The organism is Streptomyces sp. NPDC050433, assembly GCF_044458565.1.
Lineage (GTDB): Bacteria > Actinomycetota > Actinomycetes > Streptomycetales > Streptomycetaceae > Streptomyces.
In genome coordinates this window covers 222,660-238,101 of the sequence record NZ_JBITIB010000007.1, presented here as the reverse complement: position 1 = coordinate 238,101, position 15,442 = coordinate 222,660, and the positions used below count along the sequence as shown (strand labels likewise).

12 protein-coding genes and 1 tRNA gene are annotated in these 15,442 nt (G+C 69.2%); 7 read left to right on the top strand and 6 right to left on the bottom strand.

What is annotated here, in order from left to right; all coding sequences use genetic code 11:
- Nucleotides 1–176 precede the first annotated feature (176 nt).
- Complete coding sequence (locus ACIBLA_RS11485) at nucleotides 177–1,928, bottom strand: beta-galactosidase family protein (protein WP_399198449.1); 1,752 nt, start codon at nucleotides 1,926–1,928, stop codon at nucleotides 177–179.
- Nucleotides 1,929–2,053: 125 nt separating this feature from the next.
- Between ACIBLA_RS11485 and ACIBLA_RS11480 the strand changes: the two genes are divergently transcribed.
- From ACIBLA_RS11480 to ACIBLA_RS11465, 4 genes are all read left to right on the top strand, one after another.
- Nucleotides 2,054–2,941 (top strand): AraC family transcriptional regulator, encoded by an 888-nt coding sequence (locus ACIBLA_RS11480; RefSeq protein WP_363246514.1) that lies wholly within the window; start codon nucleotides 2,054–2,056, stop codon nucleotides 2,939–2,941.
- Between the two features lie 44 nt (nucleotides 2,942–2,985).
- Nucleotides 2,986–3,393, top strand: coding sequence for a chorismate mutase (locus ACIBLA_RS11475; RefSeq protein WP_399198448.1), 408 nt, complete (start codon nucleotides 2,986–2,988; stop codon nucleotides 3,391–3,393).
- A gap of 115 nt (nucleotides 3,394–3,508) precedes the next feature.
- Nucleotides 3,509–6,007 (top strand): aminopeptidase N, encoded by a 2,499-nt coding sequence (gene pepN / locus ACIBLA_RS11470; protein ID WP_399198447.1) that lies wholly within the window; start codon nucleotides 3,509–3,511, stop codon nucleotides 6,005–6,007.
- Nucleotides 6,008–6,218: 211 nt separating this feature from the next.
- Nucleotides 6,219–7,631 carry a SidA/IucD/PvdA family monooxygenase gene (locus ACIBLA_RS11465; protein ID WP_363246517.1) on the top strand — a complete coding sequence of 471 codons (1,413 nt, stop codon included), beginning with the start codon at nucleotides 6,219–6,221 and terminating at the stop codon, nucleotides 7,629–7,631.
- A gap of 67 nt (nucleotides 7,632–7,698) precedes the next feature.
- Here ACIBLA_RS11465 and ACIBLA_RS11460 read toward each other — a convergent pair whose 3' ends face one another.
- Complete coding sequence (locus ACIBLA_RS11460) at nucleotides 7,699–9,516, bottom strand: bifunctional metallophosphatase/5'-nucleotidase (RefSeq protein WP_399198446.1); 1,818 nt, start codon at nucleotides 9,514–9,516, stop codon at nucleotides 7,699–7,701.
- 219 nt (nucleotides 9,517–9,735) lie between these two features.
- Between ACIBLA_RS11460 and ACIBLA_RS11455 the strand changes: the two genes are divergently transcribed.
- Both ACIBLA_RS11455 and pyk read left to right on the top strand, forming a co-directional pair.
- Nucleotides 9,736–10,458, top strand: a complete 723-nt coding sequence (locus tag ACIBLA_RS11455) for an SIMPL domain-containing protein (protein ID WP_399198445.1) — start codon at nucleotides 9,736–9,738, stop codon at nucleotides 10,456–10,458.
- 124 nt (nucleotides 10,459–10,582) lie between these two features.
- A complete protein-coding gene (gene pyk / locus ACIBLA_RS11450; protein WP_399198444.1) occupies nucleotides 10,583–12,016 on the top strand; it encodes a pyruvate kinase in 1,434 nt (477 codons plus the stop codon).
- 18 nt (nucleotides 12,017–12,034) lie between these two features.
- Here the strand turns inward: pyk and ACIBLA_RS11445 are convergent, their stop codons facing one another.
- Nucleotides 12,035–12,817, bottom strand: a complete 783-nt coding sequence (locus ACIBLA_RS11445) for a helix-turn-helix domain-containing protein (RefSeq protein WP_399198443.1) — start codon at nucleotides 12,815–12,817, stop codon at nucleotides 12,035–12,037.
- A 109-nt stretch (nucleotides 12,818–12,926) separates the two neighbouring features.
- Nucleotides 12,927–12,999 (bottom strand) — tRNA-Leu (locus ACIBLA_RS11440).
- Between the two features lie 100 nt (nucleotides 13,000–13,099).
- Between ACIBLA_RS11440 and ACIBLA_RS11435 the strand changes: the two genes are divergently transcribed.
- A complete protein-coding gene (locus tag ACIBLA_RS11435; RefSeq protein ID WP_363246522.1) occupies nucleotides 13,100–13,753 on the top strand; it encodes a response regulator in 654 nt (217 codons plus the stop codon).
- A 65-nt stretch (nucleotides 13,754–13,818) separates the two neighbouring features.
- On the opposite strand, the gene ACIBLA_RS11430 is transcribed toward ACIBLA_RS11435, so the two are convergent.
- A complete protein-coding gene (locus ACIBLA_RS11430) occupies nucleotides 13,819–14,535 on the bottom strand; it encodes an ABC transporter ATP-binding protein (protein ID WP_363246523.1) in 717 nt (238 codons plus the stop codon).
- Nucleotides 14,532–15,440 carry an ABC transporter ATP-binding protein gene (locus ACIBLA_RS11425; RefSeq protein ID WP_399198442.1) on the bottom strand — a complete coding sequence of 303 codons (909 nt, stop codon included), beginning with the start codon at nucleotides 15,438–15,440 and terminating at the stop codon, nucleotides 14,532–14,534. Before ACIBLA_RS11425 ends, ACIBLA_RS11430 begins: the two co-directional genes overlap by 4 nt.
- Nucleotides 15,441–15,442 lie beyond the last annotated feature (2 nt).

Here is a 15,442-nt window from a genome sequence, read left to right as displayed (position 1 = left end):
GCGCGACACTGCTCGCCGCCCGCGTCGAGATCGACAAGGCCAGGAGCGGCGACACCCTCGTCCGGGTCACCCCCCGGCACCACCTGGGACAACGGGCATCCCTGGCACCGCCCCGGACGACGGGGAGGCGTGGGCCCGTCCGGTGGGGCACTTGACGCGAGTCGTGGCGGGGTGCCTCACACCAGCCGTACATGCCCCTCGCCCGCGCCCTCCAGCTCCAGCACCCACACCTCGTTGTGCCCCGCGCGCAGCACCGGCCCCGGCACGTACAGCGACTCCTGCGGGCCAACCGCCCAGTACCTGCCCAGGCAGAAGCCGTTGACCCAGACGAAGCCCCGCGTCCAGCCCGGCAGCCCGAGCCGGGCGTCACCGGGGGACGCGACGTCGAACGACCCCCGGTACAGGCCCCGCGCTCCCGGCCAGGACGGGGCGCGGAACGGCAGCGCCGCGACCGCCGCCGCGTCGTCGAAGGCGTCCAGCCGCAACCCCCGCGCCCGCACCCCGTGCAGATACTGCCGCTCATGCAGGAAACCGCCCGTGATGCCCTTCGGCTCCCCCGTACGCGGCCCGTAGTTGACCCGCCCCAGGGACTCCACCCACGCCTCCACCACCGCGGGACCGGCCACCGGCTCCGCCAGCACCGGGTCCTCCTCACGCAGCACCCCGGCCCGCACCCCGTCGACGTGCACCACCGCCAGATCACGCAGTCCGGACAGCGTGAGCGGATACGGCCGACGGGGACCCGGCACCGCCACGCGGTAGCGCACCAGCCCCCGGTCCACGCCCAGTTCCTCGAAGGACGGCGGCATCGGCGTCCGCGTCTCCGGCCCGCCGAGCGCGTCGACCACCTCGTCCAGCGGCGCCCACGCGTCCAGCTCCGCGCGCACCGGCCCGCCGCCCAGCACCGAGGGAGCGGGCGGCACGTCGGGCAACGGCCCCTCCTGGTAACCCGCCAGGACCTCCCGGAACAGCCGGAACTTCTCCGTGGGCCGCCCCGCCTCGTCCACCGGCGCGTCGTAGTCGTACGACGTCACGTCCGGCTCCAGCGCGCCCTCGTGCAGCGCGCCCGCGCGATTGGCGCCCGCCCGGCCCGCGAAGCTCGTGCCGCCGTGCGCCATGTAGATGTTGACCGAGGCACCGCACTCAAGGATCTCCCGCAGCACCCCCGCCGCGTCCGCCGGATCACGCACCGCGTGCCCGCCGCCCCAGTGGTCGAACCAGCCGCACCAGAACTCCGTGCACATCAGCGGACCCTCCGGCCGGTGCTCGCGCAGCGCCGCGAACGCCGCGCGCGCCCCCGAACCGAAGTTCACCGTCGCCAGGACACCCGGCACCGAGCCACCCGTCAGCATGTGGTCCTCCGGCCCGTCGGAGGTGAACAGCGGCACGTCGATCCCGCGGTTACGGAGCAGCGCGGCCAGAGTGGAGAGGTACGGCAGGTCGGAGCCGTAACTCCCGTACTCGTTCTCGACCTGCACCATGATCACCGGGCCGCCGCGGTCGATCTGGCGGGAGACGACCTGCGGCAGGAGGCGGCGGAACCACCGCCGGACCGCGGCCAGATACTCCGGATCGCCGGTCCGCACGCGCGCGCCCACCGCCACCGTCAGCCAGTGCGGCAGCCCGCCGTTGTCCCACTCCGCGCAGATGTACGGGCCCGGCCGCACGATCGCCCACAGCCCCGCCTCACCGGCCGCGTCCAGGAACCGGCCCAGCGCCTCCACGTCCGCGAAGCGGCCGGGCGCGGGCTCGTGCAGATTCCACGGGACGTACGTCTCCACACAGTTCAGGCCCATCGCGCGCAGCATCCGCAGCCGGTGCGGCCACAGCTCCTCGTGGACCCGGAAGTAGTGCAGCGCCCCGGAGAGGAGCCGTACCGGCCGGCCGTCGAGCAGGAAATCCCTGTCACCTACAGTGAACTCGGCCACGGCCGCCGCCCTTCGGTTCGATCATGTCCCAGGGACACCCTCACCCCCTGGTCAGGAACGGGTCCATGGACAAAGATCGGCAGGATGTTGGACTTGCGGTACCGGCCTGAAGGGAGCGGCAGCCGATGTACCACACCTGGATGCGGTACTTCACCCCCAGCCCCGTCCACCACCGCCTCGGCCTCGTCTGCCTCGGCGTCGGCCTCCAGCACGGCCGGCTGCCGACCGTCGGCCCCCGCGTCCTCGACCACCACGTCGCCGTCGTCATCGGCGCGGGCAGTGGCTGGTACCGCGACCCCGACGGCCGCCGCACCACCGTCACCGCGCCCGCGCTGCTCTGGCTGCTCCCCGGCGTACCGCACCACTACGGCGCCGACTCCGAGACCGGCTGGGACGAGAGCTTCGTCGACTTCACCGGCCCCGCCACCGCCACCTACACCGACCTCGGCTACATCGAGACGACCCGACCCGTCGTCCCCCTCTCCGACGCGGCCACCGCACGCACCGCCGTCGGCCGCATCGTCCGCGCCGCGCGGCGCGGCAACCCGCTCCTGGAGGTCGAGACCGGCGCCGCCGTCCACGAACTCCTCGTCGCGCTGCGCCGCGCCCGCGCCGACACCAACGCCGAGGGCGACCTGGTCCTCGAATCGCTCGCCCGCGACGCGTTCCTGCCGCTCTCCGTCGCCGAACACGCCGCCCGGCACGGCATGACGCCCGCCGAACTGCGCAACGCCGTACGCAGGGGCGCCGGTTGCAGCCCCAAGGACTATCTGCTGGGCATCAGACTCGGCCACGCCAAAGAACTCCTCGCCGCCACCGAACTGCCTGTCGCGGCCGTCGCCCGCCGCGTCGGCTACGACGATCCGGCGTACTTCTCCCGGCTGTTCACACGCCGCGTGGGCACCGCGCCGATCCGCTTCAGACAGCGCCAGGGCCGAACCGTCCCCGGCGGCTGGAGCAACCGCGTCCCGGACCCCGACCACCCGCCGACGATCAGCACGTCCTCTCCGTGAGACGCCTCCGCCACGGCGGGGCGCAGGGCCTAAGCTTCCGCAGCATGACCACGAGTGACAACGGCGACAATTCCGGCGGCAACAGCGGCAACAGCGGCAACAGCGGCAACAGCGACAGCGGCGACAGCGGCGCCAGCGACGCGTCCGTCCAGGCCGAGCTGGACCGGCTCCGCGGCAGTATCGACAACATCGACGCTGCCGTCGTCCACATGCTGGCCGAACGGTTCAAATGCACCCAGCAGGTCGGCCACCTCAAGGCCGCCCACCACCTGCCGCCCGCCGACCCGGCTCGCGAGTCCCGGCAGATCACCCGGCTCCGCCAACTCGCCGAGAGCGCCCGGCTCGACCCCGCGTTCGCCGAGAAGCTCCTCAACTTCGTCATCGCCGAGGTGATCCGCCACCACGAGACGATCGCCGACAACGCCGACAACGCGGGGCGCACAGAAAGCTGAGCCACCCCCGCCCGGCAGCTCGCGCGGGCACCACGCTTCCGTGACCCGCCCCGTGCGCTCACAGCGCAACCCCCACCCGCTGCGCGCCCCGACACCCATCGGGCAGCATGTCTGCATGTCCGTACTGACGCGCGACGAAGCGCAGACCCGTGCCCAGCTCATCGACGTCCACCGGTACACGGTCGCCCTCGACCTCACCACCGGCGACGAGACCTTCGAATCCCGCGCCGCCATCCACTTCACCGCCCTCGCGGCCGGAGACACCTTCGTCGAGCTGAAGCCCGCACTGCTGCGCTCCGTCACCCTCGACGGACAGCCCCTGGACCCCGACGCCCTCACCGAGAACCGGCTCGCGCTCACCGGCCTCGCCGCGGGCGAGCACGAACTGCGCGTCGACGCCACCATGCGCTACTCCCGCACCGGCGAAGGCATGCACCGCTTCACCGACCCCACCGACGGCGAGACCTACGTCTACACCCAGATGTTCCTCGAAGACGTCCAGCGGGTCTTCGCCGTCTTCGACCAGCCCGACCTCAAAGCCGTCTTCGAACTCTCCGTCACCGCCCCCGAAGGCTGGACCGTCCTCGGCAACGGCATCGCCACCGACGTGGGCGACGGCCGCTGGAGCATCGCGCCGACCCCGCCCATCTCCACCTACCTCGTCGCCGTCGCCGCCGGCCCCTGGCACTCCGTACGCACCGAACACGCGGGCCTGCCCTTCGGCATCCACTGCCGCCGCTCCCTCGCACCCCATCTCGACATCGACGCCGACGAGATCCTCACCATCACCCGCGCCTGCTACGACCGCTACCACGAGAAGTTCAAGGAGCCGTACCCCTTCGACTCCTACGACCAGGCATTCGTCCCCGAGTTCAACGCGGGCGCCATGGAGAACCCCGGCCTCGTCACCTTCCGCGACGAATTCGTCTACCGCTCCGCCGTCACCGACACCGAGCGGCAGACCCGCGCCATGGTCATCGCCCACGAGATGGCCCACATGTGGTTCGGCGACCTCGTCACCCTCACCTGGTGGGACGACATCTGGCTGAACGAGTCCTTCGCCGAGTACATGGGCTACCAGACCCTCACCGAGGCCACCCGCTACGCCGACACCTGGGTCGCCTTCGGCATCGACCGCAAGTCCTGGGGCTACGACGCCGACCAGCGGCCCTCCACCCACCCCGTCGCGCCCGACCCCGACGCCGTGCCCGACACCGCGTCCGCGATGCTCAACTTCGACGGCATCTCCTACGCCAAGGGCGCCTCCGCGCTGCGCCAACTCGTCGCCTGGCTCGGCGAGAAGGACTTCCTCGCCGGCATCAACACCCACTTCGCCCGGCACAAGTTCGGCAACGCCACCCTCGCCGACTTCATCGACTCCCTCGCCGCCTCCACCGACCGCGACGTCCACCGCTGGGCCGAGAAGTGGCTCCGCACGTCCGGCGTCGACACCCTCACCCCCACCGTCGGAGGCAACGGCTCCGAAGCCGGCTGGACCCTCGACATCGCCCAGCAGGGCAACCGCCCGCACCGTATCGCCGTCGGCGCCTACGACCGCGACCTCGTCGACCCCGGCCACCTCACCCCCCGCGACCGCTTCGAGATCGACATCCCGCAGCAGGACGGCCCCACCGTCCGCCCCGGCCGCCGCCCCGACCTGGTCGTGCTCAACGACGGCGACCTCACCTACGCCAAGGTCCGCCTCGACGCCCGCTCCTGGGCCACCGCCCTCGACTGCCTCTCCGGCATCCCCGACCCGCTGACCCGCACCGTCGTGTGGAACACCGCCCGCGACATGGTCCGCGACGGCGAACTGCCCCCCACCGCCTACCTGGACGCCGCCCGCACCCACCTCCCGCACGAAACCGACCTCGCCGTCGTCCAAGGCGTACTCGGCTTCGCCGCCACCCAGATCGCCGACCGCTACCTCGGCCCCGACGACCGGCCCGCCGCCCTCGCCACCCTCACCCGCATCTGCCGCGCCCTCATCCGCCGCACCGAGGACGGCAACGCACCCGGCCTGCGCCTCACCGCCGTACGCCACTTCATCTCCGCCGCCACCCAGCCCGACGGCATCCAGGACTGGCTGAACTCCGGCAGCGTCCCCGGCGGCCCCGAACTCGACCCCGAACTGCGCTGGCGCATCCTCTACCGCCTCGCCGTCCTCGGCGCCGCCGACGACACCGCCATCGCCGACGAACTCGCCCGCGACCCGAGCGCCACCGGCCAGGAAGGCGCCGCCCGCTGCCGCGCCGCCCTCCCCGACGGCGACGCCAAAGCCGCCGCCTGGGAACGGCTGTTCCTCACCGACGACCTGTCCAACCACCTCTTCACCGCCACCGCCCAGGGCTTCTGGCAGCCCGAACAGACCGACCTCGTACGCAAATACGTCCCGCGCTACTACACCGACGCCGTCGACCTCGCCAACCGCCGCGGCCCCGCCATCGCCGACTTCGCCGGACGCCACGCCTTCCCGCTGCACGCCGTGGACGCGGAATCACTGCGCCTGGGCGAAGAATGCCTGACCGGCCCGGACCTCCTGCCCGCCCTCCGCCGCAAACTCGTCGACCAACTGGACGACCTCCGCCGCGCGTTGCGCGTCCGCGCCGGCTGACCCCTACCGCCGCCTCCTTACAGAGGACGGGTCGGGCACCGCGTACACCACGCCCGACCCGTCCTCCGCACGGAGACACACGAACCCCGCACTCTCCTTCACCGCACACCCCGATACCTCTTCGGGGTCCGGATCGTTGTGCACCATGGGCTCACCCGCCCCGACCCCCGGGCGCCCAGGTGCATCCGGCCCACGCCCTGAAGGACCTTCCATGACCGACCTGTCAGCAGACGATTACGACCGGCCGCACGATCTGGTCGGCATCGGCATCGGACCGTTCAACCTCTCCCTCGCCGCGCTCGCCGACGGCGTTCACGGGGGCCTCGCCACCACCTTCTTCGAACAGCGCCCCGCCTTCCACTGGCACCCCGGCCTGCTCCTGGACGGCGCCACCCTCCAAGTGCCCTTCCTGGCGGACCTGGTGACCCTCGTCGACCCGGCGAGCCCCTGGTCCTTCCTGAACTACCTCAGGGCGTGTGAGCGGCTGTACCCGTTCTACATCGCCGAGCGCTTCCACATCCAGCGCGCCGAGTACGACGCCTACTGCCGCTGGGTCAGCGAACAACTCCCCGGCCTCCACTTCGGCCATCAGGTCGACGCAGTCCGCTGGAACACCGAACGCGCCTTGTTCGAGGTCGACTTCACCCAGCTCGACCAGGACGGCGAGATCGAGGCCCTCGGCCGCGCCCACGCCCGCAACGTCGTGCTCGGTATCGGCACCGAGCCCTACGTCCCCGAACCGCTCAGGCTTCTCGCCGAGGCACCCACGGTCCCGGTGGTCCACTCGGCCGACTACCTCGCCCACCGTGAGCGGATCCTGGACGCCGAGCACATCACCGTCGTCGGGTCCGGACAGTCCGGCGCCGAGGTCTTCCTCGACCTGTTGCGCGCCCGCCCCGCCGGCGCCGAGAAGCTCCACTGGCTGGCCCGCACCGAAGCCTTCGCGCCCATGGAGTACTCCAAGCTCGGCCTGGAGCAGTTCACCCCCGACTACACCCACTACTTCCACGCACTGCCCGAACAGCTGCGCGACGAACTCGTCCCGCGCCAGTGGCAGCTCCACAAAGGCATCGACTCCGACACCATCGCCGCCATCCACGACGAGCTGTACCGCCGAACACTGCACAGTGGCTGGCCCGACGCCGTCCTCGCCCCCGGCGTCCTCGTCCGCACGGCCGGCCGGGTCGGCGCCACCCGGCTCGAACTGCACCTGGAACACACCCAGCAGTCCGGCCGCTCCCGCCTCATCACCGACGCCGTCGTCCTCGCCACCGGCTACCGCGAGCGCCCGCTCGGCCAACTCGTGGCCGGACTCGACCCGTACATGCGGCTCGACAATTCCCAACGCCCCTGTATCGACGACCAGTACCGGCTGGTCCTCGACCCCTCCGTGACCGGGTCCGTGTACGTACAGAACGCCGAGCGGCACACGCACGGCGTCGGCGCCCCCGACCTCGGGCTCGCCGCCTGGCGCAGCGCGACGATCCTCAACTCGCTGACGGGCACGGAGCCGTACCCGCTGCCGCGACGGACCGCGTTCACCACCTTCGGCCTCGACGGACAGCAAAGGCACCGGCAGGTGCCGGTGCCCAGGAGTTTCGTGCCGCTGTCCGAGGCGCGCTGACGCCCGGGGGTGCGCCGGCGTGGTCCCGAGGGGACGGCACCACGCCGGCGCGTCATCGCGCGACGAGTCAGAAGACCGGGGTGCCGTCGCGCGTGAGCTTCCAGTCCACCGAGGCGAACACCGCCGGGTCGACGGTCTTCGCCGTCTGCACCCACGTGATGATCGTGTTCCGGATCTCGTCCGGATTGGCCCACAACTGCTGCGCGCCCGCGACATGCGGGAAATTGCCGCCGCCGCTCGCCCGGTAGTTGTTCACCGCCAGCACGAACTTCGCCGCCGGATCAAGCGGCTTGCCCTCGAAGGACAGATCCACGATCCGCGAACCGGCCGGCTTGGCGATGTCGATGTCGTACGTCAGCCCCGACACCACGTCGTAGTTGTAGTCCGGGATGTTGCCCGCGTTCGTCAGCTTCGACGTGTCCACCGGAGCCCCCGCAGCCGTCTGCACGTAATACCTCGCCGAATACTCCAGATACTCCCTGATCTGAGCACCCGTCAGCAACCGTGCCTCCAGAGTGTTCTCGAACGGATACAGCGCCGCCGCGTCCCGGATCGTCACCTCACCCGCCGGGATCCCCGCCGTACGCGAGAAGCACGACGCCTGCGACAGCAACGGCAGCGCCGCCCACTCACCGCCCGCCAGACCCGCCTTCACCGTCTCCGTCTGCACATGGTTGATCAGATCGATCAACGGCTCGTCCCGCCACGGCGCGTCCGCCGTCGTCATCGCGGCCGTCGACGTCCCGATGACCTGGTTGACGTAGGCCACGACCTTGCGGTGCTCGTCCTCCAGCAACCCCGTGATCTTCTTGTCCTCCTCGACCGTGTTCGAGTTGAGGACCTGCGCGCCCACCTTCTCGACCGACCAGCGGCCCCGCTCCCACACCAGATCGAAGTCGAACAGCGTCAGCCGCTGCCCCCACTTCAGCGGCTCGGACAGCACCACGTCCCTGCCGGTCTCCTTGTTGGTGACCCGGTACTCGGCAATCTCGCTGTGCGCGTGACCGACCAGGATCGCGTCAATGCCCGGCACCTGCTCGGCCACCAGGCCCGCCGCGTTCTCGATGTGCGGAAGCTGATCTCCGTAGGAGGACGTGCCGCTCGACCCCGAGTGCGCGGACACGATCACCACATCGGCGCCCATCGACCGCAGCTTCGGCACCCACTTCGCGGCCTGCTCCTCCAGACCCGGGAACGTCATCTTGCCCTGGACGTTCGCCTTGTCCCAGATCGCGATACCCGGATTCGTCAGCCCCAGCACCGCCACCCGCACATCACCCCCGAACGGCGTCCGCAGCCGCTTGATCACATACGGCGGGAACGCGGGCCGCAGCGTCTTCGCGTCCAGCGCGTTCGCACCGAGCAACGGGAAACGGCACTGCTCCTCGAACTTCCGCAGCACCGGGATGCCGTAGTTGAACTCATGGTTGCCGAGCGCCGCCGCGTCGTAGCCGATCGCGTTCATCGCCTGCGCCATCGGGTGCACCGGGCCGCGCTTCGCCGTGATCGGGTCGATCTTGGCGTAGTAGTACGAGAGTTGCGTGCCCTGGATGGTGTCGCCCGCGTCGATGAGCAGCGTGTTGCCCCGGCCCTTCTCCTCACGGATCCGGTTCACCAGAGTGGAGATCTTGGCCAGTCCGACGTCGTTGCGGTCCCTGTCGTCGAACTCCTTGTCCGTGAAGTAGTCCCAGTTGAAGACATTGCCGTGCAGATCGGTCGTGCCCATCACGGTGAACGAGTACCGCTTCGGCGGATGTCCCTCGCCGCCCCCCGCGCCGGCGGCCTGCTCCTGCGCCCCCGCGGGCACCGCGGCGCCCCCGGCGATCGCCACACCGGCACCGGCGGCGGCCGAACGGCCCAGGAACGTCCTACGGTTCAGCGGCATCGCTACTCCCTCGATCTCGTCATCCACCCGCACAACGCGCGTAGACAAGGCGGCTAGATTCTGACGCAGGAACGCGCGATCGAACACCCCCGGCGGGTTTCGATCCGATGACTGCCGAATGAGGTGCCCGAACGGAAACCGGATGGAAGAGTGACCGGACGGGAGTACGAGACATCCCGCCCGCCCCCAACTCGCCGCCGTACGAGGGAGAACCCGCCCATGACCACCGACGCCCCCACCGACACCCCGGCGCCCCCACCCGCCCCCTACGGCACCCCCGAGGCCCCCCGCGTCGCCGTCCGAGGCGAAGCACGCCTCGAATTCGACCCGGAGATCGCCACCATCGACGTCTCCGTCGGCGCCCGCGGCACCGACAGGCGCACCGCCCTCGACGACCTCACCCGCCGCAACAACGAAGCCCTCACCCTCATCAAGTCCTACGGAGACGCCGTCGAGAAACTGGTCACCGGCTCCTTCTCCATCAACCCCGAACTCACCCGCCACGGCCGCGGCGAACGCGTCCGCGCCTACCACGGCCGCGTGAACATCAGCGCCCAGCTCGCCGACTTCACCGCACTCGGCGAACTCACCACCCGCCTCGCCGACCTCGAACTCACCACCGTCGGCGGCCCCTGGTGGGCCCTGCGGCCCGACTCACCCGCCCACGGCGAAGCACGCAGGCAAGCCGTCCGCGAAGCCGTCCAGCGGGCCCGCGAATACGCCGGCGCCCTCGGCGCGAACCTCACCGCCCTCGTCGAGCTCGCCGACATCGGAGCGGAGAACGCCGTACCGTTCGCCACGCGTGCCCCCGCGTACGCGATGAGTTACGGCGGCGCCCCCGAAGCTCCCGGAGCGCCGCCCGCCCTGGATCTCGAACCGCAGCGGCAGACCGTCTACGCGCAAGTGAACGCACGCTTCACGATGACACCGCCGGTCCTCTGAGATATCGCTCATCAGAGCGCACCCGCGCGCACTTCAACACTTGTCAACAACCCTTCATGCAAAGGTTGTTGAGTAGTCATGTGAGACCAATTACCTACCCGGCGGTAAGGTTTAGTGTCGGAGCATGCGCCGAGCAAAAATCGTCTGCACCCTCGGGCCCGCCACCGACTCGTACGACCAGATCAAAGCACTGGTCGAGGCCGGAATGGACGTCGCCCGCTTCAACCTCAGCCACGGCAGCTACACCGATCACGAGGAGCGCTACCAGCGCGTACGCAAAGCAGCCGAGGAAACCGGCCGCAGCGTAGGAATCCTCGCCGACCTTCAAGGACCGAAGATTCGCCTCGGGCGCTTCCGCGAAGGGCCCGTACTCCTTGAACGCGGCGACGAATTCACCATCACCGTCGAACCCCTCGAAGGCGACCGCCACACCTGCGGCACCACCTACGACGGACTCGCCGCCGACGTCACCGCCGGCGAACTCATCCTCGTCGACGACGGCAAGGTGACCCTCGAAGTCACCGAGGTCGACGGACCCCGCGTCCGCACCACCGTCGTCGAAGGCGGCATGGTCTCCGACAACAAGGGCCTCAACCTCCCCGGCGTCGCGGTGTCCGTCCCCGCGCTCTCCGAAAAGGACATCGACGACCTCCGCTGGGCCCTGCGCATCGGCGCCGACGTCATCGCGCTCTCCTTCGTGCGCAGCGGACGCGACATCGACGACGTCCACCGGATCATGGACGAGGAGGGGCGGCGCGTCCCCGTCATCGCCAAGGTCGAGAAGCCCCAGGCCGTGGAGAACATAGACGACATCGTCGCCGCGTTCGACGGCATCATGGTCGCCCGAGGCGACCTCGGCGTCGAGATGCCGCTGGAACAGGTGCCGATCGTGCAGAAGCGCGCGATCAAACTCGCGAAGCGCAACGCGAAACCGGTCATCGTCGCCACGCAGATGCTCGACTCGATGATCGACAACTCCCGCCCCACCCGCGCGGAGGCCTCCGACGTCGCCAACGCCGTCATCGACGGCACCGACGCGGTGATGCTCTCCGGCGAGACAAGCGTCGGCAAATACCCCGTCGAGACGGTCCGCACCATGAGCCGCATCGTCGAGGCCGCGGAGGAGGACGTCCTGGCCAAGGGCCTCCCCCCACTCACCGAACGCAACAAACCCCGCACCCAGGGCGGCGCGGTCGCCCGCGCGGCGGCCGAGATGGGCGACTTCCTGGGCGCGAAGTTCCTGGTCGCGTTCACCCAGTCCGGCGACACCGTCAAACGCCTCTCCCGCTACCGCTCCCCGATCCCGCTGCTCGCCTTCACGCCCGACAGGGCGACACAGGCGCAGCTGAACCTCACGTGGGGAGTGGAGGCGTTCCTCGGTCCTCACGTGGACTCGACGGACGCGATGGTCGAGCAGGTGGACGAACACCTGCTGAGAATCGGCCGCTGCGACAAGGGCGACGTCGTGGTGATCACGGCGGGCTCCCCGCCGGGAGTCGCGGGCTCGACCAACCTGGTCAGGGTCCACCACGTGGGGGAGGACGACAGCCCGAAGTAGTTGGTGTCGGGCCGGAGTTCAGTGCTTCGGCCCGACGTGGGCGTCCATGAGGGCGACGGACGCCTTGCGGGCGACGGAGATGTTCTGAGCGCTGCGGCGCTGGTTGCAGGGCCGCCATTCGACACCGACCTTGTCCAGGGTGTCGGTGAAGAGCCGCAGAATGTCACTGGACGTGTTGGTGAAGAAGTAACGCGCGTACTCGTACCGCTTGCGCTTGCCTCCGATGGTTTTCTCGGTCCAGTTCGTGATGCGGCAGCCGTCCGAGTGGATGAGGCCGCGGATGAACTCCCAGGGGTGCTCATCCACGATCTCTTGCTGCCAGGCGTGCAGTTCAATCGAACGCTCGTGCTTCCTGCCCGGACCGTGTTGCGGGAACAGGCACTTCAAGTGTTTGAAGTAGACCTTGACGTCATGGCAGCCCTCCTTGCGCACGCGACATATCGAGTTGCTGGGGAACACCGCTTGCAGTGCTGCGGCTGCCGCTTCCTGAACACCAGGCCAGACGTCGTCCAGCGTGACCATCAAGCTGGGAACCCGGTGCTTGGCGTAGTGAGTGATATAGCCGTCGCCGAGATATAAGCCGAGCACGTACGAAAAGGCGCTTCTGTCCAGCGGGCGGTTGTGGCAGATCGGGCAGAGCTGCCTGCCCACACGCTCACCGCGCTGCTTGCGTTCCTGATGACGCCACCAGCCGACAGTCCCGCGAGGCACGTTCAAGCGTTCGGCTACCGCGCGATTGGTTACGCCCTGCTTCAGCAGCGCGAGTGCTTCCTCGCGTATCGATGATCTGTGCTGCTCCATGCTCGGAGCTTCGCTTGATCTTCGTGTTTCCGTGCGGAATCGGACGCTCGTTCACCAGGAAGTGTGAAGATCGCGGAACGTGTTGCCCGACCTGGGAAACGAAGGGAAGTGCCCCGAGTCGGATTCGAACCGACGCTGTATGGGTTTTGAATCCATGGCCTCTACCGCTGGGCTACCGGGGCTCCTTCGAAACGAAGGAAGGGGCTGGCCTTCCGTGCTCCAACCATACCGTAGCTAGGTAGGCTCAGGGACAGCAGTATCTGCCAGTTACGAGGAGCCTCAGTGACCGCCCCCGAGTCGCCCCAGCCCGTCGAAGACGACGACAAGTCGCACGTCCCGCCCCTGACCACCCGCGTCGTCATCGCCGAGGACGAGGCGCTCATCCGTCTCGACCTCAAGGAGATGCTCGAAGAGGAGGGCTACTCCGTCGTGGGCGAGGCCGGTGACGGTGAGCGTGCCGTTGAGCTGGCCCGCGAGCACCGGCCCGATCTCGTCATCCTCGATGTGAAGATGCCCGTCCTCGACGGCATCTCGGCCGCCGAGAAGATCGCGCACGAGTCCATCGCCCCCGTCCTGATGCTCACGGCCTTCTCGCAGCGCGATCTCGTGGAGCGTGCGCGGGACGCCGGTGCCATGGCGTATCTCGTGAAGCCGTTCAGCAAGTCCGACGTCGTGCCGGCCATCGAGATGGCTGTCTCGCGGTTCAACGAGCTGAAGGCGCTGGAGGGGGAGGTCGCGGATCTGACGACCCGGCTGGAGACGCGCAAGCTCGTGGACCGTGCCAAGTCGGTCCTCCAGACGCAGTACGGCCTGACGGAGCCCGCCGCGTTCCGGTGGATCCAGAAGACGTCGATGGACCGGCGGCTGTCGATGCAGCAGGTCGCCGAGGCGGTCATCCAGGACGCCGAGGAGAAGAAGGCCGCGAAGGGGCAGTAGCGGCGGCGTACGGCGTGAGGAAGGCCCGCACCTCCATTGGGGCGCGGGCCTTTCTCGTATCCGGCTCAGTCCTCGCCCAGGTACGCCTTCCGTACGGACTCGTCGACCAGCAGGTCCTGTCCGGTGCCGGAGAGTACGACCTTGCCGACCTCCATCACATGGCCCTGGTCGGCCAGTGACAGTGCCGCCTGGGCGTTCTGTTCGACGAGGAGGATCGTCGTGCCCTGGGACTTGAGTTCGGCGATCGTCGCCATGATCTTCTGCATCATGATCGGCGAGAGTCCCATGGAGGGTTCGTCCAGCATGAGCAGTTTGGGCTGTGACATCAGTGCCCGTCCCATGGCGAGCATCTGCTGCTCGCCGCCGGAGAGGGTGCCGGCTGCCTGCTTGCTGCGTTCGCCGAGGATCGGGAACAGTTCGTAGGCGCGCTGGATGTCTTTCTCGATACCGGCCGTGTCCTTCCGGAGGAAGGCACCGAGCTTGAGGTTCTCCGCGATGGTGAGCCGGGGGAAGATCCGGCGGCCTTCGGGGGAGTGCGCCAGGCCCATGGCGACGATCTTGTGCGCGCCGATGCCGTTCAGCGGCTGGCCGTCGAAGATGATCCGGCCGCCGGAGGGCTTGAGCAGCCCGGACAGGGTGCGCAGGGTGGTTGTCTTGCCGGCGCCGTTGGTGCCGATGAGCGTGACGATCTGACCGGCTTCGACGCTGAAGGAGATGCCTTTGACGGCTTCGATCTTGCCGTAGGCGACCTTGAGGTCCTCCACCTCCAGTAGTGCGGTCACTTGGTGTCTCCTTCTGTGCCTGCCGTGCTGTCCGCGTGTGCCTCCGCGGCCTCGACCTCGGAGACTTCCTCGGCGCCGGGGGCGCCTTCGTAGGGGGTGCCGAGGTAGGCGGCGACGACGCGTTCGTCGGCCTGGACGACATCGGCGGTGCCTTCGACGAGCTTCTGGCCCTGGACGAGGACGGCGACGCGGTCGCAGAGGTTGAAGATGAAGCGCATGTCGTGCTCGATGACGAGTACGGCGATGCCCTGGTCGCGGATGGCGAAGACCAGGTCCTGGGTGGTGCGGGTCTCCTGCGGGTTCATGCCCGCCGTCGGCTCGTCCAGCAGGAGCAGTCCGGGGTCGCTCGCGAGGGCGCGTGCGATCTCCAGTTTCCGCTGTTCTCCGTAGGGGAGGTTGCGGGCGAGGTGGTCGCGCTTGGCCGCGAGGCCGGTGAACTCAAGGAGTTCCATGGCGCGTTCCTCGGACTCCTTCTCCGCCTTCTTGAAGCCGGGGCCGCGCAGGAGCGCGGACCAGAGGCCTTCTTTGGTCCTGGTGTGGCGTCCGACGAGGACGTTCTCCAGGACGGTCATGTTGGCGAAGAGGCGGATGTTCTGGAACGTGCGGGCGATGCCTGCTTTGGTGACCAGGTGGGACTGGTGCGGCAGGACGGTGCCTTTGTAGCTGACGGTGCCTTCGGTGGGGACGTACAGACCGGTGAGGCAGTTGAAGAACGTGGTCTTGCCAGCGCCGTTGGGGCCGATGAGGCCGACGATCTCGCCGGTGTTGACGTGGAGGTCGACGTTCTGTACGGCGGTGAGTCCGCCGAACTTCTTGGTGACGCCGGTGGCTTCCAGTACGGCCGTTCCGGTGGCGGTGCCCGTTCCGGCGGCGCCGGAGTCGGTGGGCTGGATGTCGGTGGTCATTG

Bases quoted from the DNA above. Each gene is read 5' to 3' on its own strand.
- ACIBLA_RS11475 (WP_399198448.1), top strand. From the start codon at position 2,986: ATGACCACGAGTGACAACGGCGACAATTCCGGCGGCAACAGCGGCAAC.
- ACIBLA_RS11465 (WP_363246517.1), top strand. From the start codon at position 6,219: ATGACCGACCTGTCAGCAGACGATTACGACCGGCCGCACGATCTGGTC.
- ACIBLA_RS11445 (WP_399198443.1), bottom strand. From the start codon at position 12,817: ATGGAGCAGCACAGATCATCGATACGCGAGGAAGCACTCGCGCTGCTG.
- ACIBLA_RS11425 (WP_399198442.1), bottom strand. From the start codon at position 15,440: ATGACCACCGACATCCAGCCCACCGACTCCGGCGCCGCCGGAACGGGC.
- ACIBLA_RS11460 (WP_399198446.1), bottom strand. From the start codon at position 9,516: ATGCCGCTGAACCGTAGGACGTTCCTGGGCCGTTCGGCCGCCGCCGGT.
- pyk (WP_399198444.1), top strand. From the start codon at position 10,583: ATGCGCCGAGCAAAAATCGTCTGCACCCTCGGGCCCGCCACCGACTCG.
- ACIBLA_RS11455 (WP_399198445.1), top strand. From the start codon at position 9,736: ATGACCACCGACGCCCCCACCGACACCCCGGCGCCCCCACCCGCCCCC.
- pepN (WP_399198447.1), top strand. From the start codon at position 3,509: ATGTCCGTACTGACGCGCGACGAAGCGCAGACCCGTGCCCAGCTCATC.
- ACIBLA_RS11480 (WP_363246514.1), top strand. From the start codon at position 2,054: ATGTACCACACCTGGATGCGGTACTTCACCCCCAGCCCCGTCCACCAC.